18 protein-coding genes are annotated in these 22798 nt (G+C 34.3%); 9 read left to right on the top strand and 9 right to left on the bottom strand.

From position 1 onward, the window contains the following. Positions 1–4: 4 nt before the first annotated feature. The 7 genes from IRZ83_RS12525 to IRZ83_RS12495 all read right to left on the bottom strand — a co-directional run bounded on the left by IRZ83_RS12525 (position 5) and on the right by IRZ83_RS12495 (position 11761). Entirely contained in the window at positions 5–1264 is a 1260-nt protein-coding gene (locus IRZ83_RS12525; protein WP_194569204.1) for a YeiH family protein, read from the bottom strand. Positions 1265–1376: 112 nt separating this feature from the next. Next, positions 1377–2990, bottom strand: a complete 1614-nt coding sequence (locus tag IRZ83_RS12520; protein WP_194569202.1) for a sulfatase-like hydrolase/transferase — start codon at positions 2988–2990, stop codon at positions 1377–1379. A 113-nt stretch (positions 2991–3103) separates the two neighbouring features. Next, on the bottom strand, positions 3104–3820 hold the full coding sequence (locus tag IRZ83_RS12515; RefSeq protein ID WP_194569200.1) for a rhodanese-like domain-containing protein: 717 nt from the start codon (positions 3818–3820) through the stop codon (positions 3104–3106). Between the two features lie 78 nt (positions 3821–3898). After that, positions 3899–4960, bottom strand: coding sequence for a sterol desaturase family protein (locus IRZ83_RS12510; RefSeq protein WP_194569198.1), 1062 nt, complete (start codon positions 4958–4960; stop codon positions 3899–3901). A gap of 240 nt (positions 4961–5200) precedes the next feature. Continuing rightward, the gene (locus IRZ83_RS12505) at positions 5201–7117 is read right to left on the bottom strand and encodes an arylsulfatase (protein WP_194569196.1); all 1917 of its coding nucleotides are present in this window, start codon (positions 7115–7117) and stop codon (positions 5201–5203) included. 30 nt (positions 7118–7147) lie between these two features. Then, positions 7148–8620, bottom strand: a complete 1473-nt coding sequence (locus IRZ83_RS12500; protein WP_194569194.1) for a RagB/SusD family nutrient uptake outer membrane protein — start codon at positions 8618–8620, stop codon at positions 7148–7150. A gap of 15 nt (positions 8621–8635) precedes the next feature. Then, positions 8636–11761 (bottom strand): SusC/RagA family TonB-linked outer membrane protein, encoded by a 3126-nt coding sequence (locus tag IRZ83_RS12495; protein WP_194569192.1) that lies wholly within the window; start codon positions 11759–11761, stop codon positions 8636–8638. A 946-nt stretch (positions 11762–12707) separates the two neighbouring features. Here IRZ83_RS12495 and glp point away from each other — a divergent pair. From glp to moaA, 9 genes are all read left to right on the top strand, one after another. Beyond that, positions 12708–13880 carry a gephyrin-like molybdotransferase Glp gene (glp, locus tag IRZ83_RS12490; protein ID WP_194569190.1) on the top strand — a complete coding sequence of 391 codons (1173 nt, stop codon included), beginning with the start codon at positions 12708–12710 and terminating at the stop codon, positions 13878–13880. A gap of 335 nt (positions 13881–14215) precedes the next feature. Beyond that, positions 14216–14962: a sulfite exporter TauE/SafE family protein gene (locus IRZ83_RS12485; RefSeq protein ID WP_194569188.1), complete on the top strand. Its 747-nt coding sequence runs from the start codon at positions 14216–14218 to the stop codon at positions 14960–14962. A gap of 79 nt (positions 14963–15041) precedes the next feature. Beyond that, positions 15042–15614, top strand: a complete 573-nt coding sequence (locus IRZ83_RS12480; protein ID WP_194569186.1) for a molybdenum cofactor guanylyltransferase — start codon at positions 15042–15044, stop codon at positions 15612–15614. A 5-nt stretch (positions 15615–15619) separates the two neighbouring features. Further along, positions 15620–16411: a uroporphyrinogen-III C-methyltransferase gene (gene cobA, locus IRZ83_RS12475; RefSeq protein ID WP_194569184.1), complete on the top strand. Its 792-nt coding sequence runs from the start codon at positions 15620–15622 to the stop codon at positions 16409–16411. Then, a complete protein-coding gene (locus tag IRZ83_RS12470; protein WP_029273024.1) occupies positions 16411–16647 on the top strand; it encodes a MoaD/ThiS family protein in 237 nt (78 codons plus the stop codon). The genes cobA and IRZ83_RS12470 overlap by 1 nt, the downstream gene beginning before the upstream one ends. Before the next feature lie 10 nt (positions 16648–16657). Continuing rightward, entirely contained in the window at positions 16658–17740 is a 1083-nt protein-coding gene (moeB, locus tag IRZ83_RS12465) for a HesA/MoeB/ThiF family protein (protein WP_194569182.1), read from the top strand. Between the two features lie 130 nt (positions 17741–17870). Then, positions 17871–18302, top strand: a complete 432-nt coding sequence (locus IRZ83_RS12460; protein WP_194569180.1) for a molybdenum cofactor biosynthesis protein MoaE — start codon at positions 17871–17873, stop codon at positions 18300–18302. A gap of 9 nt (positions 18303–18311) precedes the next feature. Beyond that, positions 18312–19226, top strand: a complete 915-nt coding sequence (moaCB, locus tag IRZ83_RS12455; RefSeq protein ID WP_194569178.1) for a bifunctional molybdenum cofactor biosynthesis protein MoaC/MoaB — start codon at positions 18312–18314, stop codon at positions 19224–19226. Continuing rightward, positions 19213–20220 (top strand): GTP 3',8-cyclase MoaA, encoded by a 1008-nt coding sequence (gene moaA / locus IRZ83_RS12450; protein ID WP_194569176.1) that lies wholly within the window; start codon positions 19213–19215, stop codon positions 20218–20220. The genes moaCB and moaA overlap by 14 nt, the downstream gene beginning before the upstream one ends. Positions 20221–20323: 103 nt before the next feature. Here moaA and IRZ83_RS12445 read toward each other — a convergent pair whose 3' ends face one another. Together IRZ83_RS12445 and IRZ83_RS12440 are read right to left on the bottom strand one after the other, a co-directional pair. Beyond that, positions 20324–20911, bottom strand: a complete 588-nt coding sequence (locus tag IRZ83_RS12445) for a hypothetical protein (protein WP_194569174.1) — start codon at positions 20909–20911, stop codon at positions 20324–20326. Positions 20912–21258: 347 nt separating this feature from the next. Then, the gene (locus tag IRZ83_RS12440; RefSeq protein ID WP_194569172.1) at positions 21259–22689 is read right to left on the bottom strand and encodes a rubredoxin; all 1431 of its coding nucleotides are present in this window, start codon (positions 22687–22689) and stop codon (positions 21259–21261) included. Between the last annotated feature and the right edge of the window lie 109 nt (positions 22690–22798).

Below are 22798 nucleotides of genomic sequence, written 5' to 3'. Positions count from 1 at the left end.
TGTTTTATCCAAAAAGTAAAAAAGCAATAATCAAAGTCACAATAACATTAAACAGCTGTGCAATTAAAAAAGCAAATAATGGTTTTCTGCTGTTGTTTTGAAGTAAATCTTTAAAGTTAGTTTCTAAACCAATGCTAGTGAAGGCAAGTGCAAACCATATACCCTGCAAATTCTTTAAACTGTCTTTTACAGAATCTCGAACTTCTGGAGTAATTAAAAAGGAGAAAATTAAGGAAGCACCAATAAATCCGATAACGAATTTTGGAAAACGTTCCCAAATAACGCTTAAAGTTGGTTTTGATTCCACTGCTTCAGCTGATTTGTTGTGCGTATATGTCCAATAAACGGAGATGGCAAAAGCGGCAATTCCTAACAAAACATTTTGAGAAAATTTAACAATGGTACTAATTTTCAAAGCTGTTTCTCCAACCAAAGTTCCAGAAGCCACAACGGCGCCAGAGGTGTCGATACTTCCTCCGAGCCAAGCGCCAGTTACTTCTTCAGGAAAATTAAAGTACTTGGCAATCATCGGCATGAAAATCATCATTGGGATTGCCGTTACCAAAACAATCGAAATTACATAAGATAATTTTTTCGAATCGCCTTTTATTGCGCCAGAAGTGGCAATCGCAGCAGAAACACCGCAAATAGAAACAGCACTAGAAATCATCATCGTTAATTCGTCGTCGACCTTTAATTTTCGGCAAAGCCAAAAAGCAAAATACCAAACGGATAGAACAACAATTAAAGCCTGAATTAATCCTAAAGAACCTGCTTTTAGAATATCAGAAAAAATCACACTTGTTCCCAATAAAACCAATCCGATTTTTACAAATACTTCTGTAGAAAGTGCGGCGCGAAACCATTCCGGAAGTTTGAAGAAATTGCCAATCGCTAAACCAATTATCAAACTAAAAATAACGGCTTCTAAATTAATAGATTTTACAGCTAAATTTCCAGCCAGAATAAGTGCAATCAGCATTAAAAAATACACTATTGGAAAAGTAAAAAGAAAATATTTAACCGATTTTCCAATTAAAAAAGCGCCTATAGTTCCAATCGAAATCAGATATAAAAATTGAATTAAAAGGATTTTAAGGTTTTGATAAGCAAAGACTTTCGTTTTTAAATCAGTACTATTCGACCAGCTGAAAACGGGAACGTCAGGTAGAAATACAAATAGCGAAATTCCGATGATTAAAAACCCGAGAATTACCACCGTCCAGTCTTCGTGAATATTAAATTGTTTTGGTTGAGTTGACATTGTATGTTTATTTCCTGCAAGGTTTTCAAAACCTTGCAGGTGTTAGTTTTATTAAATAAAGCACTTTAATAATTAGTCCTATAAGGTTTTCAAAACCTTGCAGAACATCTATTTACAAATCGACAAAGTATTTTTGTTTGCCAAAATCAAATTCATAATGCGTTAAATTAGGCCATAAAGGTTTTATAAGACCTTTTTCCCAGTTTTGCAGGGCAACATGCAATTCTTTTACTTTCTCTGGATTTTTTAGGGCTAAATCTGTAGATTCCGATTTATCTTCTGCCAGATTGTAAAGCCATTCTTGATGCGTTTTTCCACTGATAATCAATTTCCAATCACCGCTTCTAATGGCTTTTGCATCGCCTGAACGCCAGTATAAAGTTTTGTGTGCTTCTGTATTATTGTTTACAGTGCTGATCAAATCTACGCCGTCATAAACGCGGTCTTTTGGTAAACCAGAATGGGTAACTGCTGCAATGGTGCTAAAAATATCTAAAGTACTTACTGGCCATTTGTAAACAGTATGTGGCTTGATTTTTCCCTTCCACGAAAGTGCAAACGGAACATTTACACCGCCTTCAAAATGAGAAAATTTACCACCTTTTAACGGTGCGTTTGTTGTTGCAAAAGTATAATCGGCGCCACCATTGTCGCTGGCAAAAACAATTAAGGTATTTTCTTCTAAACCTTCTCTTTTAACTTTTGCTCTGATTCTTCCAATTGCATCATCAAGCGCACTGATCATGGCAAAATAAACGCGTTTGTTTTCATCTTTTACATTCGGAAAACGATCGTAATATTTTTTACGAACTTGAAAAGGCGTGTGTGGCGCATTAAAAGGAACATACAATAAAAAAGGTTTGTCTTTATTTTTATCAATAAAAGCTTCTGCTTCGTCAGCAAATGTTTCGGTTAGATAGGCTTTATTATGTACGATGGTGGTATCGCGGCGAATTTGACCAATTCCCACACGGCCATTTCCCCAAATCATTTTATCTGTAAAATCTTTATGATGGTGATTGATAATATCGGGATTATCATCTTCTGGCGTGTAAAGCGAAAAGGCTTGATAAAATCCGTAATGATAATCGAAACCGCGATCTAAAGGAAAAAATCCTTTATTGTGACCCAAATGCCATTTTCCTATAATTGCCGTGCTGTAACCTTGTTTTTTAGCCAAGTCAGCAAAAGTAATTTCCGATTGAGGCAAACCTTGTGTGGCTATAGACGCTTCATTTGGATATTCGATTTTGTCATTTAATCGCCAATTATTGGTATTAATTAAATATTTAAAAGCATAATATTCTAAATTGTTTTTTGGGTAACGATCGCCTGGCTGAAACTCATGCCCAAAACGTTCCTGATAACGGCCAGTAAGCAAACCCGCGCGTGATGGCGAACAAATGGAAGCTGAAACATAACCATCTGTAAAAGTTACTCCAGAATCAGCCAAAGAATCAATTTGAGGAGTGGGAGTCGATTTTCCACCGTATAACGAAATGTCATATTTTCCTAAATCATCAGCTAGCAGAATGATAATATTTGGCTTTTTTTTGGTTTTTGAAGTATCCTTTTGCGCTAGAAATGTTGCTTTTCCTTCGGCTAATTTTTGATTTGGTTTAATCAATGTTCCATCTGTATTGATTGGCCAGAAAAGAAAAACAGCTATTATAAAAAGAACAATAACTATTGAAAAAACAATCTTTTTTGTTTTGGATAAAGCCATAGATTTTGTTTTTATTGAGGTAATGAATAGTCTTAGTTTGTGTCTAATTTTTAAACACATAGAACCATAGATTTTAAAAAGTGGCTGTTTAATCTTTTTTTTATGTTTTAAAATTAATTATGTGCTAAAGCCACATCAACATCGTTTTTTAAATCGCCTAAGCCATCTTTTTTGAAGATAATTTTGCCATTTTGATAAAATATCAAAGTAGGGAAGACCTTCACCGTTTTTAAGTCGGCTATGACTTGCGGACTTTCTTCTAACTCAATTTGAATGATTTTTAATTTCTCTCCATATTGAGCTCTGATATCTTCTAAAATTGGTTTTACCGTTTTGCAGGTAGCGCAGTATTTTGAACCAATGTCTACCAAAACGTAATTATTCTCAGCAATTATTTTTTTGTATTCTGCAATTGATAATTTACTTTTTAAATTGGTATAAAATGGTTTTCCGCCGCCAATCCAGCTTGCGATACCTCCGTCTAAAATATAGACTTCAGAAAAACCTTTTTTAGATAATTCAGTTGATAAAAGACCACTTCTGTAAGCGGCAATAGAATAAATAAATACCGGTTCTGATGGATTTAAAGACGCTACAGCTTTTTCGAAATTATCTGATTTGGTATTAAAATTTAAAGCACCTTCAATATGGTTTAATGCAAATTCTTCAGGACCTCTTGCATCAATTATCTGTGGATTTTTTTGAGCTTTAATTTTTGCATAAAAGGCATCTAACAAAACTACGCTAGAACTTTTTTCTTGAGAAAAACTTATAAAAGTGAAAAGCAAAATCAAGGCTGTGATGCTTTTTTTGAGTATTTTATTTTTCATAATGGTATAATTTGAATAAAAGTGGCAGTGTATTCACTTTAATTAGAATACACTGCCTGTCTTTATTTTATTTTTATTTTAAGATTGAGCCTGTTCATAATAAACAGGACTCGATTCGATAATTTCAGCTTTTGCTTTTAGCGGAAGCGACAATACACCTTCGGCCAATGCACTTCCTTCTTTTTTAGATTTGAATATTGGCCACAAAAATTGTGCATACCATTCTTCTTGTTTGTATGATTTTGTTCCGTAAGATTCTGGAAATTTTCTGGTAATTAAACCTGTTCCGAAGATTACGTCCCAAATGAAAAACATGTTTCCGAAGTTTCCTTTGAAATGCCCAACACCGTCGCCGCTCGTATCTGCATGATGCGCGTGATGCGTAGCTGGAGTAGAAATTAAACGCTCTAAAACCCATGCAATTGGGTGCAGCACTCTGTATTTGTAAAATGGTTTATCCCACGCGATACTTGAATGCGCTCCTAAAGTGATGAAACTTTTGATAACCAAAACAAATAAAGCCGGCAATCCTAAACCTAAATAAGTTAAAGTGGCAGTCAAATAAATTTGAGAAAAGAAAACTGTATAAATAAAGTTTTGTCTAGAAGCCATCGCCATTCCCATATATGGAGCCGAGTGATGCGTTCTGTGAAAACGCCACAAAAACGGAACTTGATGGTGAAGCCTATGATACCAATATTGCGTTAAATCGTCGGCAATTGCGATTAGGAAAAAGCCTCCCCAAAACGGAACCCAAGAAAGTGCATTAGCCAAATTAGGAACTAAATAAGGCAAAGCAGTTAAGCTGAAAAAAGCGATTACTGGCGGTAAAAGCAATTTTGGAGCCAAGAAACAAATGATGTCTATCTTGCGTTCTTCGCCTGTCCATTCGTCATCGTATAAACCTGCTGTAAATTCGATCACGCCTAAAACCAGCATAAAAACGGTTAATCCCCAAGTTCTTATGTGCTCAAAAGCGGGTTTTGCAAATTCTAAAAACGCTGGTAATGAAATATGTGATTCGCTTACCAAATTATTGCTTAATTTAAAGTAAAGGAAAATTGCCACCACCGGCAAAGAATATATAAAAAGACTAATTAGTAAATCTCTTGTCAGTTTTTCTTTTTGAACTATTGCCATGATTTCTTATTTTAAAAATTGATTAATTAATGCTAAACCTCCCGCTAATATGACTAACGGAACTAAAAAAACGATCGCACCAACGATTATTTTTTTTCCTATAATTTCATAGTCTACTCGTTTCATATCTTTTTGATTTTAAATATGTTATTGTAAAAATAAATAATTAACTTCTAATTCTATAGATTTAGTAGAATTTTATTTTTATTTTTTTAATTAATTTGTTAGGATTCTTTATTTTTAATTGGTGCTTGCTGGTTTAGTAACTTGCTTAGCCAAATCTTGCAGCGTTTTTCCTTTATCAGCTCCTGTATTGTGTATTCTTCTGTTATAGACATCTTGCCAGTCGATTAACGGATAAACGTTGTTTTCTTTAGCTTGTTCATCAAACAGTTTTTTAAGCTCTGCTAATTTTTCTGGATATTTTGCGGCCAAATTGTTACGCTCGTTAAAATCTTCGTTGAGGTTGTACAATTCCCAAATATCTGCATCAAAATTGCTTTCTGCAGGTTTTTCGTTTTTCCCAAAAGCTTTTTTTACAGCAAATGAATCTGGTAAATGCGCTGCTCCGGCTTTCCATCCATCTTTATAAATTGCTCTGTTGCCAAAAATGTAGTAATATTGAACTTTATGCAGTGATTCGGCTTTTGCATCAGCCAGAGAACTATATAAAGATGAGCCTTGAATAATATCCTGTTTTACATTTTTAATATATTCTGGAGCTTTAACTCCTACAATATCCAAAGTTGTTGGAAGTAAGTCCGTTACATGGCTGTATTGATTTCTGATACCCCCTTTTTCTTTAATTCCGTTTGGGTAAAAAACGATCAGCGGATTGTGTGTTCCTCCTTCAGATTGTGCATCTTGTTTCCAGTTTTTAAAAGGGACATTTGTTGCCTGCGCCCAGCCTAAAGGATAATTTGTATTTAAGCCTTTTGGCGTTCCAATTTCATCAATGTTAGCTAGGTTTTTCTTCAAATTTTCGTCGTCAGATGTTCCTTGAGAAAACAAACTTTGATTGATAGTTCCCTCTGTAGTTCCTTCTTTGCTGGCTCCATTGTCACCAATTGCTAGAAAAATAACAGTATTGTCTAATTGATTTGTTTCTTTTAAATAAGTAACCACTCTTCCAATTTCGTAATCGGTATAAGTCAAAAATCCTGCGTAAACTTCCATAAATCGAGCATAGACCTTCTTTTGATCTGGAGTCAGTTTTTTCCAATCTGTAATCAGCGGGTTGCGTTCTGGCAAAACCGCATTCGCAGGAATTACGCCCAATTTCTTTTGGTTCGCAATAACTTCTTCACGATAAGCATCCCATCCTTTGTCAAATTTTCCTTTATACGGATCACTCCATTTTGTGGCTACTTGATGTGGTGCGTGTGCTGCTCCCGGCGCGTAGTACAAAAAGAATGGTTTTCCTGGCGCGGCTTTTTGCTGTTTCTGAATATAGCTTATTGCTTTGTCTGTAATTAATTCATTTAAGTGGCGTCCGTCAGGTTTTACGTGAACTTGATCTTCAACTAAATCAGGATTATATTGATCCGTTTGAGAACCTAAGAATCCGTAGAAATGATCAAAACCTTTTCCGGTTGGCCATCTGTCAAACGGACCCGCATCTGTAGCATCTTCGTCTGGTGTAACTCCATATTTACCAACAGCAAAAGTGTTGTATCCGTTTTCACGTAAAATCTCTGCGATAGTTCCTTTATCCGATGGAATTCTGCCGTCCCAGCCTGGAAAACCTGCTGATAAAATGGTGTGTGAAAACCCGCTTACATGAACTCTTCCTGAATTTCTTCCGGTCAATAAAGCAGCGCGCGTAGGAGCACAAATTGCAGTTGTATGAAAGTTGGTGTAACGTAAACCATTATTAGCCAATTGATCAAAAGTTGGAGTTTGAATTAAACCCCCAAAAGCACTTGAAGCTCCAAATCCGACATCATCTAATAAAATCCAAATTACATTGGGTGCACCTTTAGGCGCTTTTACCGGTTCTGGCCAATATTCTTTAGAATCGGCTAAAGTTTTACCGACAACACCTTTAAATTCTTCAGGTTTATTTTGGCTAAAGCCGAACTGCGCAATTAACAGCGCAGTAATCAAAAGCCCTTTTTGCGGACTTTTGATGGTACTGTTATTTTTAAAATTTTTCATAATTCAATAGTTTTTTGGGTGTGGTTGTTGTTAATATCCAGGGTTTTGTGGTAAACCTACTGGATCAATATTTCTTTCACTTTGTGGAATCGGATATAAATTATTTCTTTCTGAAACAGAATTTTTAGCCGTGACTTTTTTCACTTCTGTAACCAAAGTTCCCCAACGCACTAAATCGAACCACCTTTGTCCTTCTTGAACAAATTCTTTTTTGCGTTCTTCCTGAATTGCAGCTCTAAAACCAGCTTGCGTTAAACCCGCTAAGTCTACAGTTGGATCTGGAGTTGTAATGGCTTTGCCAAAAGCTCTTCTTCTTACTTGATTAATCACTTCATAAGCTTCAGGAGTTGGTGCACCTTGTTCGTTTATGGCTTCCGCCAAAGACAATAAAATGTCTGCATAGCGAATAATTGGAAAGTTGATTGCTACGTTTCCTGGAGTTGCCAGATTGGTTAAATCCAGATACTTTTTGAAAATTGGTTTCGGAAAGGTATATAACGTTCCAGTTGTTGGATTAAGCAGTTGTTTGGCATAACTCACATCTCTTCTTGTATCTCCGGGAGCATAAATGTCATAAAACAAGGCCACGTCTGAGATAATATCTGCTGGCTCTGTAGCCGTAAATCCTGTAAAAGAAGTAGATTGAAAAGTACTACCGCTTGATCCGTTTCCGGCTTGATTAGGCTCAAACTGAACAGAGAAAATGTGCTCTTTTCCGTTCTTCTTAGTTTTTGTAAAAATGTCCTGAAAACTTTCGAATAAAGCATATCCGTAACCTCCGTTAATTACTTGTCTTGCTTTTAAAATAGCATTTGGGTAATCCTTTCTGGTCAAATATACTTTTGCTAAAATAGCTTTTGCTGCTCCAGAAGTAGCACGGCCAGCATCGGCTGCAGTGTAAGTTGCAGGCAAAGCTTCGGCATCATTTAAATCACTAATAATTTGAGTATAAACTTCATCTACAGTTGCTCTTTTTGATTTTAAATTTTCTAATTGAATAGAAGTTGGTTCGTGCAAAACAATTGGCACACCGCCCCAAAGTCGAACGGCCTGAAAATAAAGCAATGCTCTGATGAATTTTGCTTCAAGAATCAATCTGCTTTTTACAGCATCAGTTCCTGCTGCTTTTGGAATATTGTCTATAGCAACATTGGCTCTGTTGATTCCAGCGTAAATTTGTCTCCAGGCAACCTGAACGCGATCATTAGTAGCATCATGTGTTAATGCGCTCATTGCTCGTACCTGAGGATTTGTTGCAGAAACTCCAGCAGCAGCATAATCAGATCCCATGTCTGTCAGGAAATAAAGATTTCTGCCAAATAAACTTTGCTCTCCCGGATCAAGGCTTAAGGAGTTATAAACTGCAGTTACACTTGCAATAGCATCATCTTGTGTTTTAAAGAAGTTTTCTTCGGTTACAAAAGAGGTTGGTGTTACCTCAAGGTCGGTGCACGATACAAAGAGTCCGGCACTTAAAAGGAATATTATGATAATCTTTTTCATTTTATATTTTTTTACTTAGAAAGTTACGTTCAAGCCAGAGATGAATGTTTTTGAGTTTGGATAAGAACCAAAATCAATCCCGGGATACAAGTTGTTTTGTTCGTATGAACTTACCTCTGGATCATAACCAGTGTATTTTGTCCATGTGATTAGATTTTCTGCAGAAACATAAAATTTCACGCTTTTTGTTCCCAATTTTTTAGAAACACTTTTTGGTAAAGTGTAACCAAGCGTGATTAATTTTAATCTTAGGAAAGAAGCATCTTCTACATAACGCTCAGAAACAATTCCTAATGGAGAACTTGTAGCTCTGGGAACCTCATTGCTTGGATTTGTTGGCGTCCAGCGATCTTCTAATGTAACATTAGCATTGGTTCCAAGTGTAGAAATTTCTAATTGCTGATTTAAAGCGTTGAATATTTTTCCTCCGTAAGATCCTTGGAAAGAAAAATTCAAATCAAAATCCTGATATGAAATTGTGTTGCTGAAACTTCCAACAAATTTTGGTTGAGAGCTTCCAAGATTTCCTTTGTCAAGGGCTGAAATAATACCGTCTCCATTTGTGTCAACATATTTTCTGTCTCCCACTTTTGTATTTGCAAGACTGTTTATTTTTGGCTGTGTATTTACTTCTTCCTGAGTCTGGAAAATTCCGTTTGTTCTGTATCCCCAGAAAGTTCCTAAAGGCAATCCTACTTTTACTGTAACAGGCTGTTGCTGTAATAAAGAACCGTTTGGCACTACAGGAAAAAACTGATCAACCCCATTTCCAATAGAAACTACTTTATTTCTGTTGGCAGAAAATACAATGTTTGAGTTCCAAGAAAAAGTTTCTGTTTTTACGTTTTCAGTAGTTAAACCAACTTCAATACCTTTATTTTCAACACCTCCAATATTCTGCAATACAGTCGCATATCCTGAAGTAAGCGGCACTGGAACGCTGATTAGCAAATCGTTTGTTTTTTTGTAATACACATCAAAGACAAAATTGATTTTTCTGTCTAATAATGATAAGTCTAAACCAACATTATATTGATCGGTTTTTTCCCATTTCAAATCTGGGTTTGCAAGGCGGGTGGGAGCTAGTCCTGTGTATAAGGTTCCTCCAAAAGCATAATTTACAGATCCCATTGAGGCTAATGAAAGATAATTTCCAATTTCCTGATTTCCTGTTGTTCCAGCGGTAATTCTAAGTTTAGCTTCGGTTACGCCTTTGATGTTATCAGCAAATTCTTCATCCGTAATATTCCAAGAAAAACCTGCCGAAGGGAAATACCCCCAAAGTGATTCAGATCCAAATCTTGAAGAACCATCTGCACGTGCAGAAAGTGTAAAGTTGTATTTTCCTTTATAAGAGTAGTTAACTCTTGCCAGCCATGATTTTAAGACACTTTCAAAAGCATCACTATAGGGTTTTACTGCAACACCATCCTGTAAAGCATTGTACGTATTGGCATCATTAACAAAAGTGTTTGAACCGGCATTCACCACTTCGCCTTGCGTGTATTGAAGAGTATAACCGCCTAAGGCAGAGAATTTATGGTTTTCGCCAAAGTTAGTATTGTAATTCAATGTGTTTTCATTCAGTACAGAACTTACCAATCGATCTCCAACAGAAGCAAGACCTTTTGTACCCGCACCATTTGTTGTGTTTGCAGGCGCATAATAGTTTTGTTTTGTATTGATTACGTCACCGCTTACCGCCACTTTCGCAGTAAGTTTTTTAGTGATTTTATATTCACCAAATAAACTGGTTAAGATTCTGTTGATCTTGGTTTCGTTGGTGGTATTTTCTAAATCATTAATCGGATTTGGAACATAACCGTTAACAGAAGTTGCGTAGATATTATTCGTTACATTATAGCTTCCGTCAGCATTTTTAATCGGAACAACCGGTGCAGTCAATACAGCACTTACTAAAGGATTTGGGGTTCTTCCTCCGCTTCCGTTAGTTCCTACACCATTTGAGATTGAATTGCTGTAATTAGCGTTTACACCAAATTTGAAATTCTGAGAATAATTTTTTTCATAATTAATACGAAGCGATATTCTTTTAAAGTCAGATCCCAAAACAATTCCTTCCTGATCAAAATATCCTGCAGAAACTGCATATCGAGATCTTTCGTCGCCTCCAGAAAATGACAATTGGTGGTTTTGAACCGGAGCTGCCGTTCTAAACGCAGCAGATTGCCAGTCGTAACTTCCTGATGTTTTGAAAGCTTCAATTTGTGCTGCTGAAAAAGAGGGAGCCTGACCAATACTCGCCTGAACATCATTGCGCAAACTTGCCCATTGGCTTGCATTCATCAAATGTAATTTTTTAGAAACATTTTGAAAACCAAAATAACCTTGATACGAAATATTATCCTGGCCTTTTGTTCCTTTTTTAGTTGTAATAATAACAACACCATTTGCGCCACGAGATCCGTAAATTGCAGTTGCAGAAGCATCTTTTAAAACTTCAATAGATTCGATGTCGCCAGGATTTATAGTCGACAATACATTGACAGTAGCACCAGAGAAAGAAACACCGGCTGTACTATTGTTATTGTCGTTGTAAATTAAGATTCCGTCAACTACATAAAGCGGTTCATTACCTGCTGTAATTGAGTTTCCTCCTCTAATACGTACGCTTGAAGATGCGCCAGGACGGCCTGAACTTTGTGTAACTACCACACCCGGAATAGCACCTCTTAAAAGGTTATCTGCCGATGAGGTTACTTGAGAGAGATTTGCTTTTGGAACCGAAGCTACAGAACCTGTAATGTCTTTTCTCTTTTGAGAACCGTAACCCACAACTACCAATTCATCTAATTCTTGGCGTTCCTCTTTTAGACTAATTGTAATTGGATTTTTTTCTACAATTACTTCGGCTTTTTTATATCCAATGTAACTTACAATCAAAGTATAAGGAAATTTCTGTCCGGTTTGAAAATAAAATTTTCCTTCTGCATCAGTCTGTACGCCGTGAGTTGTTCCTTTAATTACAACTGAAGCGCCTATAATGGGTTGATTTGTAACGTCATCGACAACTGTTCCGTCAAGTTTAGATTGAATAAGTGGCGTTGTATTTTGGGCATTAATTCCTGCCGTCAGGAGCAGGAGAAATAGTAATGAGTATATTTTAAAATTTTTTTTCATTTCTTTGTACTGGTTTAAATAATTGACAAGGCGCCTTGAAAGTTGATTTTTCAACTCTCTAATTGTTTCCTTGATTTAGTGATAAATTTTCTTTAAGCCTCGCCATTTCTGTTGCCGCAGAAATGGCTTTTTTTATTTACAGCAACAGCTTTGCATATTTTTCATTTTAGTTTTGTTTAGTTGTTAATTATTTTTTTTTGGAATTTATAGCTATTGTTTCAAAGATCTCTTCAAGGCAAATGCATGCATTAAATAGACTTTTGGAAATTTCGATAAAGTATAATTGGTAATGAATTTTTTAGATGTTCGTTTGTTGATTTCGATTTATGTAAAAGAGAAAACCGATTCTAAACGAAAAAAATTGCTGTAGGGTTTAGCAACAGAAGCACATATAACATAAGTTGTTATAAGTATATTTTTTTTGAAGATTTAAATACGATATGCTTTCGGTTGTTTTCAAAATATAATTCTTTATGATTTTAAATATTATTTTAAACTCTACTAATCCTATAGACAAAGTTAATTTTAATATAATAAAAACCAAAAAAAACTTTATTTTTTTTTAAAGAAAAAGAAAATAAGATTAAAAAGTAAAGTAATTTATGTTTCTAAGTAATTTATTATCAATGTTTTGAAGTATTTTTTAAACCCGAACAAATGTTAATTTTTTTAATATTGAATAGTGAGAAATGTAGTATTTTATACTTATTTTTTAGATTTTTAACTTCCTATAAATCAAAAAAATAGAATTGAAAACGTCAGAAAAAAGTTAGTTTGATATTGTAGAGCAGTTTTTTAGATGAAAGTAGATCTGTTTTTGAAGTTGATTTTGAATAAATTAGAGTAATTTTATAGATATTAAAATAAATTTAAATTTTTTATTCATCCTATGGATTAATACTTATATTTGTAATAAGTATTAATACTTAGTTTTATATTCTTTAAAATGATAAAAGTTAGCGAAGCTTTAGCGATTGTAGCATCCAGCAGTTCTAATATGCCAGTGCAAAAAATTCCGTTGCATAAAGCAATTGGATATGTTCTGGCCGAAACCTTATATTCTCCAATCGATATGCCTCCTTTCCGTCAATCTGCTATGGATGGTTATGCTTTTATCCACAGTGAAAAACATCAGTATGACGTCGTAAGTATTTCTCAGGCTGGTGATCATTCAGATATAAAACTCAAAGAAAATGAAGCGGTACGCATTTTTACAGGAGCTTTTGTTCCTAAAAATGCCGATACAGTTGTGATGCAGGAACATGTAATGGCAAACGAAAAATCGATTTTGATTACCAATATGCCAGCGCAGTTTACGAATGTTCGCGTTAAAGGAGAACAAATTGCAAAAGATGATGTAGTTTTTGAAGCTAATACTTTAATTACTCCTGCAGCAATTGGCTTTTTAGCCTGCTTAGGAATTACAGAGATAGAAGTATATAAAAAGCCAAAAGTGGCTATTTTAGTAACAGGAAACGAATTGGTAAAACCTGGAAAAAAATTACCGAAAGGCAAAATTTACGAAAGCAATTCAGTAATGCTTCAAGCTGCACTTCAAACAATTGGAATAAAGAAAACAAAGGTTTATAAAGTAAAAGACAATCTTAAAGCCACTAAAAAGGCTTTAAAAAATATTTTAGATAAATACGATATTGTTTTAATTTCTGGCGGTATTTCTGTTGGAGATTATGATTTTGTAAAAGACGCTTTGCTGGATAATGGTGTCGAAGAGCTATTTTATAAAATCAATCAAAAACCCGGAAAACCAATGTTTTTCGGATCTAAAAATGAAACTTTAGTCTTTGCTTTACCGGGAAATCCGGCATCATCGCTGACTAATTTTTATATTTATGTATATCCCGCGATTAAAAACCGAATGGGTTTTGCAGCAATACATCTGCCAAAATTGGTCAGAAAATTAAATGCAGACATCAGCAACACAACCGGAAAAACATTATTTTTAAAAGCATTATACGATGAAACAAATGTCACTGTTTTAGAAGGCCAAGCTTCATCAATGCTGAATACCTTTGCAATAGCCAACAGCTTGTTAATTGTTCCTGATGATATTGAATCTTTAAAAGAAGGAGAATTAGTGACTTTGATGCCGATTGGATAAGAGATTTTAAGAGTAAAGATTAAAGAGTAAAGATTAAAGATTAAAGAGTAAAGAGTAAAGAGTAAAGAGTAAAGAGTAAAGAGTAAAGAGTAAAGAGTAAAGAGTAAAAAGTAAAGAGTAAAAAGTAAAAAGTAAAAAGTAAAAAGTAAAAAGTAAAAAGTAAACATATCGTATGTTAAACACACAGCACAAACTTGAAACCTGAAACTTGAAACCTGAAACTTTAAACTTGAAACATGAAACTTGAAACCTGAAACTTGAAACCTGAAACTTGAAACCTGAAACTTAAAACTTGAAACTTAAAACTTAAAACAAAAAAAAACAATACCAAAAAAATGCAGTTACTCAGTTCAGAAAATATAATATTATTCAGCTTCGCATTAATTATAATTGCGTTTTTATATTCAAGTGTCGGGCATGGAGGAGCATCTGGTTATTTGGCTTTGATGACCATTTTTGCTTTTCCGGTTGCAATTATGAAACCATCGGCGTTGCTGTTGAATTTATTTGTTTCGAGTATTTCGTTTTTCTTTTATTACAGAATGAATTATTTTAAGCCAAAGCTGTTTTATCCGTTTGCAATTGCTTCGGTTCCGGCGGCTTTTATTGGCGGATTTGTGACATTAGATAATACAATTTATAAAATCATTTTAGGGCTCGTATTGGTTTTTGCAGCACTGAGATTGTTCGGAATATTCAATTTTAAAGAAAAAGAAGCAGTAAAAATTAATTTGCCTTTTGCTTTGGCGATTGGTTTTGCAATTGGTTTATTATCTGGAATGTTAGGCATTGGCGGAGGTATTATTTTAAGTCCAATTTTATTGTTTTTAGGATGGGCTACTGTAAAAGAATCGGCGGCGGTTTCGAGTTTATTCATTTTTGTGAATTCAACTGCAGGAATGCTGGGTTTCTTTTTGGGAGGAAAAACAATTCCGATTGAAAGCTTTTATTTAGTTCCGATTGCAGTAATCGGCGGCGTTTTAGGAGGATTTTACGGAAGCGGTTATTTCTCCAATAAAACTTTAAAAATGGTTTTGGGAGCCGTGATTTTAATGGCAAGTATCAAATTGATTTTTCCTTAAAAATATTAAACACATGTGTTAAAAGACAAGATTGGCAAAAACATGAAACCTGAAACCTGAAACCTGAAACAAAAAAATCATGGAAACACTAACAGTATTTATTCTATGTGGAGGAAAAAGTTCCAGAATGCAGTCAGAAAAAGGATTAGTGCTGTTTCAGGAAAAGCCTTTTATTGAACATATTATTCAGGCGATTTTGCCTATTACAGATCAAATAAAACTCATTACGGCAACGAAAGAATACGATTATCTGCCGTATCAAAAGATACCAGATAGTATTGCAGATAAAGGGCCGCTTGGCGGAATTTACACTGCTTTGTTACACTCTGAAACCGATTTTAATTTGATTTTGAGCTGTGATATTCCGTTGATTTCAACCGAATTATTAGCCGAATTAATTTCAAAACATAATGAAGAAGCACTCATTACCGTTTTTGCTTCAGAAAGCAGATTGCATCCCTTAATTGGAATTTATTCTAAAAAAATATTGCCTGTTATCAAAAGCGCCATTGATAAAGACGATTTAAAAATGATGAATTTAATAGCAAATATGCCGCATCAAATCATCAATATTGATGAAAGTGAAAACTTTCATTTAACAAATATTAATTCGGCCGACGAGTTAAATGACCTTAATATCAATTTAAGTTAAAAGCTATGCGAGATTCAAAAACACCAAAATTAACCATTGTAGGCGCAGGTCCTGGCGACGCTGAATTGATAACTTTAAAAGCGATAAAAGCTTTAGAAAGTGCCGATGTAGTTTTGTATGATGCGCTAGTAAATGAAGAATTATTGCAATATGCTGCCAATGCTGAAATAGTTTTTGTAGGCAAACGTTTAGGTTGTCATGCCTATACACAAGGCCAGATTAACGAATTGATTGTTTCGATGGCACATTGTTACGGACACGTTGTACGCTTAAAAGGAGGCGATCCTTTTATTTTTGGCAGAGGAAGCGAAGAAATAGAATATGTTGAAAAATTTGGTCTAGAAACTGCCATTGTTCCCGGAATTTCATCAGCATTAGGTGTTCCGGCAGCAGTTGGAATAAGTTTGACACAGCGCCAGATTGCTGAGAGTTTTTGGGTAATAACCGGAACAACCTCAAATCACGAATTGTCAAAAGATGTACATTTGGCTTCAAAATCGGCAGCAACGGTTGTTATTTTGATGGGAATGCATAAATTAGAGGAAATAATTTCTATTTATAAAGAAAACCGAACAGATGATCTGCCAATTGCAATTATTCAAAACGGAACAAAAAATAACGAGAAAAAAGTAGTTGGAACTATCAATTCAATTGGTAATTTAGTAATCAAAAATAAAGTCTCGTCGCCAGCTATTATTGTGATTGGCGAAGTAGTAAAAAATACTTCAAAACTTACTTCTTATTTTCAAGAACATTTTGATGATGAATTTATTTTCCAGAATTTAAATTTAGAATAATGATTGAAGTTAAATATTTTGGAGCTGTCGCTGAAAAGACAAAATGTGCTTTCGAAAAGATTTCTTTTTCTGAAGTTTCATTGCACGAATTATTGCAGGATTTAGATAAAAAATACCAATTTGATTCGCTTGCTTTCAGCGTTGCAGTAAACCAAAAAATAGTGCCAAAAGCAACGAATTACACTTTGCAAAATAGCGATGTTGTTGCGTTGTTGCCTCCGTTTGCTGGAGGATAAAATCAATTATATGAATGCATCAACTCGATATAACAGACAAATTATACTTCCTGAAATAGGAGAGGATGGCCAGCGTAAATTAGCTAAAGCCAAAGTTTTGATAATTGGTGCAGGCGGTTTAGGTGCTGCTGTTTTACCTTATTTAGCTGCTGCTGGAGTTGGCGAAATAGGGATTGTTGATCATGATGTTATCGAACTTTCAAACTTGCAGCGACAAGTAATTTATAAAACTTCGGCTGTTGGAAAATATAAGGTTGAAGAAGCCAAAGCAATGATTTCGGAATTCAATCCAGGAATTAAAGTTAATGCAATTGCAGAAAAACTATCAGGAAAAAATGCCATTTCGTTATTTGAAAACTATGATATTATTGTTGATGCGACAGATAATCTTTCCATAAAATATTTAATAAATGATGCTTGTTTAATTGCAAAAAAGCCAATGGTCTACGGATCTATTTTTAGATTTCAAGGTCAAGTTTCAGTTTTTAATTATCAAGACGGACCTACCTATAGATGTTTGTATCCAGAAGAAAATAACAAGGTATTAAACTGTGAAGATGCAGGAGTAATCGGAATTTCGGTTGGAATTATAGGAATGCTTCAGGCAAATGAAGTTATAAAAATGATTCTAGAAATAGGAGAGGTGTTGAATGGTAAAATACTGGTTTATAATATTTTAAATAATGAGCAGCAAAAGTATGACTTTGATAAGAATCAGGCTTTTGAAATGAATGAAATTGAATTTCAGAAGAAATATAATAGTGATAAAAATCATGTTCAAGAAATTTCTTCAGAAGCTGTTTTAAATGAAATTGATGCTGATGAAGTTCTCTTTTTAGATGTTAGAAACGAAGATGAATTTCCAAAAGTAAATTTCAAAAATGGTATTCAGATTCCGTTGATGAATCTAGAAAACGAAATTGAAAAACTGAATACAAACCAAACAATTTACGTTTTTTGCCAATCTGGAATTAGAAGTAAAACCGCAGTAGAATTGCTTCAGAAACATCAATTTAAAAATGTAAAAAGTATTGCTGGCGGGGTTTTAAAACTGAAGCAATTTTTAAAGGAAGAAATAAAAATCGAACAGTAGATTTAAAAAATAAAAGATTTTTATTTCTCTCGCAGATCGATCAGATTGATAATGTAAAGAATTCAGAGATTAACTTTTGCAAAATCTGCAAAAGAGCAATAATTCATAATTTTTTCGAATAAAATAAAAAATGAGTAAAAATGTATTTGTAGAAGGAGCAATTGCTCCTGAATTTATAGCCGAATCGATTGCTAAACATCAATCGAAACACACAATTGGTACGCATAATATTTTTTTAGGACAAGTTCGCGCAGATGTGATTCACGATAATACCGTTGTCGCGATTGATTATTCTGCTTATACGGATATGGCAAATGAAGCTTTGCACGCGATTCGAGAAAAAGCTTTTGCTAAATTCGACTTAACCTGCATGCACATTTATCACAGTTTAGGTGTTGTGAAAGCGGGCGAAATTTGTTTGTTCGTATTTGTTTCGGCAACACGCAGAAAACAAGTTTATGAAGCAACAGAAGCCATAGTAAACTGGATTAAAACTGATGTGCCGATTTTTGGAAAAGAAATGTTTGAAAACGATACATTCACTTGGAAACAAAATACCTAACAAAATAAAATGGTAGATATTACGCATAAAATAAGCACATTAAGAACTGCAACTGCAACCGCAATCGTCAAAGTCAGCAAACAAGAAACGATTGATGCTGTTGTAAATAATTTAGTTCCGAAAGGAAACGTGTTCGAAATGGCAAAAACAGCCGGATTATTTGCGGTAAAAAACACACATTTGTCAATTCCGGATTGTCATCCGATTCCAATTGAATTTACATCGGTAGAATATAAAATTGAAGGTTTAGAAATTCATATTATTTTCAATGTAAAAACGGTTTATAAAACCGGAGTTGAGGTTGAAGCGATGCACGGCGCATCTATTGTTGCATTGACAATGTATGATATGCTGAAACCTATTGATAAAGAAATCGAAATTGCAACGATTAAATTAATTACTAAAGAAGGAGGGAAATCGTCTTTTAAAAATAAATTTCCAACTACAATAAAAGCAGCAGTTTTTGTTTGTTCTGATTCAATTTTTGCTGGAGAAAAAGAAGATCGTTCAGGAAAAATTATCGTTGAAAAATTAAATTCGTACGGGGTTGAAACGGCGCATTACGAAATTATTCCTGATGAAATTAATAGTATTCAGGAAAGAGCTAAGGCTTTCGCCAAAGAGCACCAGCTGGTGATATTTACCGGAGGAACTGGATTATCACCAAGAGACGTTACGCCCGAAGCTTTGTCGCCATTATTAGAAAGCAGAATTCCAGGAATTGAAGAAGCAATTCGAAATTATGGACAGCAGAGAATGCCGTACGCTATGTTATCAAGAAGCATTGCAGGAACATTAGGAAAAAGTTTGGTTTTGGCTTTGCCAGGATCAACAAACGGAGCCAGAGAATCTATGGATGCCGTTTTTCCGCATGTGATGCACGTTTTTCATATTTTAAAAGGAAAAAATCATGACAGCCTCTAAAACCATTTTGACGGATGATCTTGGGCGAAAACACAATTATTTGCGTATTTCGCTGTTAGAAAAATGCAATCTGCGTTGTACGTATTGCATGCCTGCTGACGGAATCGCATTGTCTCCTAAAGCCAGTTTAATGACTGCTGAGGAAATTTTTAGTATCGCCCGGACTTTCGTAGAAAATGGAGTAGATAAAATCAGATTGACTGGCGGAGAACCTTTACTCCGAAAAGATTTTCCGGAAATTATTTCGAAATTAGCTTCTCTTGAAGTTTCGGTTTCCATTACTACAAACGGAATTTTAATTGATCGTCATATTGCTGTTTTAAAGCAATTTAAAATCAAAAAAATCAATTTGAGTCTAGATACTCTCGTTTCGTCTAAATTCCATACTGTAACACTTAGAGATCAGTTTCAAAAGGTTATCGACAATCTTCATTTGCTTTTAAATAATGATTTTGAGGTAAAAGTAAATGTGGTTTTGATTAAAGGCTTTAATGAAAATGAAATTTTAGATTTTGTCAAGTTAACGCAGTTTTTGCCCATTTCAATTCGTTTTATCGAGTTTATGCCTTTTGCCGGAAACGAGTGGGACAGAAGCAAAATGGTTTCTCAAAACGAAATATTGTTTCAAGTCGAAAATACTTTTTCATCTGATAAAATACAAAAACTAGAAGACGAAGAAAACTTTACAGCAAGAACTTATAAAATAAAAGGTTTTCAAGGTAATTTCGGAATCATAAGTTCAATCACAAACCCGTTTTGTGACGGCTGCAACAGAATCCGCTTGACGGCAAACGGCAAAATTAAAAATTGCCTTTTCTCGAATGCAGAAACCGATTTGCTTACGCCTTTTAGAAATGGCGAGTCGATCACGAATTTAATTTCAGATTCAATTAAAAATAAAAAGAAAGTAAGAGCCGGAATGGTTACCGTTTCTGAAATGGATGATCCAGCATTACATTTTGATAACCGCAGTATGATTGCGATTGGCGGATAATGCGCATAGTTTTTGTCATTCCTAGGAATGACAAACTACACGATTGATGGTTTTAAGTAATAAAAAAGGTTCAACTTTTTCAAGTCAAACCTTTCTACAAATATTATTTTTTCTTTTTAGCTTTTGCCTTTTTCTTAGACTTTGCTTTCTTTTTTGCTATTTTTTTAGCTTTCGCTTTATCTTTCGCTTTTTTAGCTTTTTCTTTTTTCTTAGCGGCAGCTTTTAATTTTGCTTTTTTAGCTTTTTCTTTCTTTTTGTCCTTTTTAGCTTCGTCTTTTTTCTTTGCTAATTTCTTTTTTGCTTTTTCTTTCTCTTTGTCTTTCACTTTTTTCTTCTTTTTATCAGATTTATTTTTAGCAGTTTCTAATGCAGCTACTACTTCATTTATACTTTCCGGGTGTGATTCATTTTTTGGTGTTTCACTGTTTGGACTATTTGGATCTAGTTTTGCTGCGGGAGCTGAAACCTTTTTTGCTGTCGTTCTTCGTGCCACAGGTGGTTTTGGTGTAGTAGTTGCCGTGGTTTTAGTAACAGAAGCTACTGGAGCTTTTGCAGTTGTCGGTTTTACAGGAGCTTTACGAACTGTTGTTTTTATTGCCGGATTATTTTTATTTTCTGCAACAGGCTGACTATTGTCAGATGTTGTTGAATCGATTTTCTCAGGGGTAATTTCTTCGTTATTGTTTTCCATATTAAGGTGCTTTTAAATGAGGATATCGTTTAATGTAACTAAATTGTTAACTTATAGTTAAGTAAAGATAATTATAAAACAAGTCTTCCAATGTTAAGTTTTTCTCTAATAATTAAATTTAACTATTTGAAATTTAATTACTTAAGTATTTGTGTGAAATTAAAAAGTAAAATCTCTTAACAATTCTACACGAAAAAACGAAGTGAATACTTTATAGATAAAAGCATGGTATTTGTTGCTTTTTTTTTTGAAAACAAATGCCACAGCCAAATGAGACGAACATTTTTTGTGTTGATCCCAATGCCTCGGTAAAATTAATTCCTAATAAAAGTCAGGATAAGTTTTATTTAATTTTCTGCAATTTCTAAAATTTTGAAATTACTTTTTGGTGCTTCACACAGCGAACAGCAATAGGTTTCTGGCAAATCAGTAAATAAAATACCTTTCGGAATACCTTGGCTTTCATCTCCATATTCTGATTTATAAAGAGTTAAGCATTCTTGACATTGATAAATATCGAGTTGCGCTTTTTCTTTTTTCTGTTGATTTTCTGTTGTTTCTGAAACATAATTTCCAAGCTCATCGAAATATTTCCTGCTTAATTCAATTAAGATTGTTGGCAATTCGAGTTTGTCTATGTCTTGTGAATGCACAATATATTCGCGCGTGTTCGGATCGAAATTCTTTGCAAATAAAATATTATAAGTGTCTCTTATTTTAATAGATTCTAAAACCGCTGGCAATTCGTTTTTTTCGACAACAATCGAAGTAAAATAATGTCCATCTCGATTGTATTCAGATAAACCGAAAGTCAATCCATAAGTGCTGATGTCGAATTGATCTAGTGTTCGAACTAAGAAAGTTTTAAGATTCAAAGCCCATTCTATTGCAACTGGCAAATGCCAATTTAACTCTAATAATGAATGACGAACATTGATTCCTTTTTTACCTAAAAATTTTTCCCATTCTAGTTTTCGATCTTTCGGAATTCCTTTTACAATAAATGATTTCCAAGGCGTTATGCATATTTTTCCAATTTTGCAGTCAAAACACAAATCGCACATTTCTTTGAGAAAAGCTAAATCGTACAAATTATTTCTCCAATACAAACCCAGCCAATATTGATCAATTCCCATTCGGTTCATGCCTTCGTAATATGGAAAAGGATAAAAAGGAATATTTAAAGGTTTATCGATCGTTCTATTATTAGTGTCTAAAATTTCGCTTACTAAACTAAAAAGCATATCGATGCCACAAGATTCTTCCTCTATAATTTTTTCGATTTCATAGTAAAATTTGGCAATATCCCAGCTGTAAATTAAGACCGGGTATACTTCCATACGTTCCCATTTTGGCAAACGAATGTATAAATACCAATAATCTTCATGTTCTGAAGCTATGAAGTTAAGATGCCCAGTAAACAAAGGAACCAATTGCTGTTTTGGATCTGTAATGTTTACTTTTAGTTTTGGCTGTTCTTTAAACTGTTCTAAAATGTACAAATACCGATTTCCAGTTAACCAACCCGTATTTCTGAAAATATCTGTTGAAACATACGAACAAACGATATTATTCCCGCTTTTCTCATTCGGAAAAACAAAATGATATTTCCCAAGTTTCTCTTTGTCAACAGATTTTAATCCTTTGGGGAAAATAATATCTTGTCTAGAACCAAACGAAATTGAATCTAAACCTTGATCCAACGCCATATTAACTACTTCTCTTAGTTCTCCTGGCGAAATAACACCTCCTTTTACTATTAATCTTGTTAGTTCCATTTTGTTTTTTTTGTTTCAGATTTCAAGTTTCAAGTTTCAGGTTTCAGGTTTCAGGTGCACGTTCCAACAACTTGAAACTTGAAACTTGAAACTTGAAATCTGAAACAAA

Origin of the sequence: Flavobacterium sp. JLP (assembly GCF_015350755.1) — a bacterium.
GTDB lineage: Bacteria > Bacteroidota > Bacteroidia > Flavobacteriales > Flavobacteriaceae > Flavobacterium.
The sequence above is the reverse complement of the archived record's forward strand: the minus strand, read 5'-3'. Positions and strand labels throughout refer to the sequence as shown.

What these genes read in the sequence shown, in the direction of transcription:
- moaCB (WP_194569178.1), top strand. Translation starts at nt 18,312, where the DNA reads ATGGTAGATATTACGCATAAAATAAGCACATTAAGAACTGCAACTGCA.
- IRZ83_RS12480 (WP_194569186.1), top strand. Translation starts at nt 15,042, where the DNA reads ATGGAAACACTAACAGTATTTATTCTATGTGGAGGAAAAAGTTCCAGA.
- IRZ83_RS12445 (WP_194569174.1), bottom strand. Translation starts at nt 20,911, where the DNA reads ATGGAAAACAATAACGAAGAAATTACCCCTGAGAAAATCGATTCAACA.
- IRZ83_RS12525 (WP_194569204.1), bottom strand. Translation starts at nt 1,264, where the DNA reads ATGTCAACTCAACCAAAACAATTTAATATTCACGAAGACTGGACGGTG.
- IRZ83_RS12510 (WP_194569198.1), bottom strand. Translation starts at nt 4,960, where the DNA reads ATGGCAATAGTTCAAAAAGAAAAACTGACAAGAGATTTACTAATTAGT.
- IRZ83_RS12515 (WP_194569200.1), bottom strand. Translation starts at nt 3,820, where the DNA reads ATGAAAAATAAAATACTCAAAAAAAGCATCACAGCCTTGATTTTGCTT.
- IRZ83_RS12470 (WP_029273024.1), top strand. Translation starts at nt 16,411, where the DNA reads ATGATTGAAGTTAAATATTTTGGAGCTGTCGCTGAAAAGACAAAATGT.
- IRZ83_RS12495 (WP_194569192.1), bottom strand. Translation starts at nt 11,761, where the DNA reads ATGAAAAAAAATTTTAAAATATACTCATTACTATTTCTCCTGCTCCTG.
- IRZ83_RS12500 (WP_194569194.1), bottom strand. Translation starts at nt 8,620, where the DNA reads ATGAAAAAGATTATCATAATATTCCTTTTAAGTGCCGGACTCTTTGTA.
- IRZ83_RS12505 (WP_194569196.1), bottom strand. Translation starts at nt 7,117, where the DNA reads ATGAAAAATTTTAAAAATAACAGTACCATCAAAAGTCCGCAAAAAGGG.
- moeB (WP_194569182.1), top strand. Translation starts at nt 16,658, where the DNA reads ATGAATGCATCAACTCGATATAACAGACAAATTATACTTCCTGAAATA.
- moaA (WP_194569176.1), top strand. Translation starts at nt 19,213, where the DNA reads ATGACAGCCTCTAAAACCATTTTGACGGATGATCTTGGGCGAAAACAC.
- IRZ83_RS12520 (WP_194569202.1), bottom strand. Translation starts at nt 2,990, where the DNA reads ATGGCTTTATCCAAAACAAAAAAGATTGTTTTTTCAATAGTTATTGTT.
- IRZ83_RS12485 (WP_194569188.1), top strand. Translation starts at nt 14,216, where the DNA reads ATGCAGTTACTCAGTTCAGAAAATATAATATTATTCAGCTTCGCATTA.
- IRZ83_RS12460 (WP_194569180.1), top strand. Translation starts at nt 17,871, where the DNA reads ATGAGTAAAAATGTATTTGTAGAAGGAGCAATTGCTCCTGAATTTATA.
- cobA (WP_194569184.1), top strand. Translation starts at nt 15,620, where the DNA reads ATGCGAGATTCAAAAACACCAAAATTAACCATTGTAGGCGCAGGTCCT.
- glp (WP_194569190.1), top strand. Translation starts at nt 12,708, where the DNA reads ATGATAAAAGTTAGCGAAGCTTTAGCGATTGTAGCATCCAGCAGTTCT.
- IRZ83_RS12440 (WP_194569172.1), bottom strand. Translation starts at nt 22,689, where the DNA reads ATGGAACTAACAAGATTAATAGTAAAAGGAGGTGTTATTTCGCCAGGA.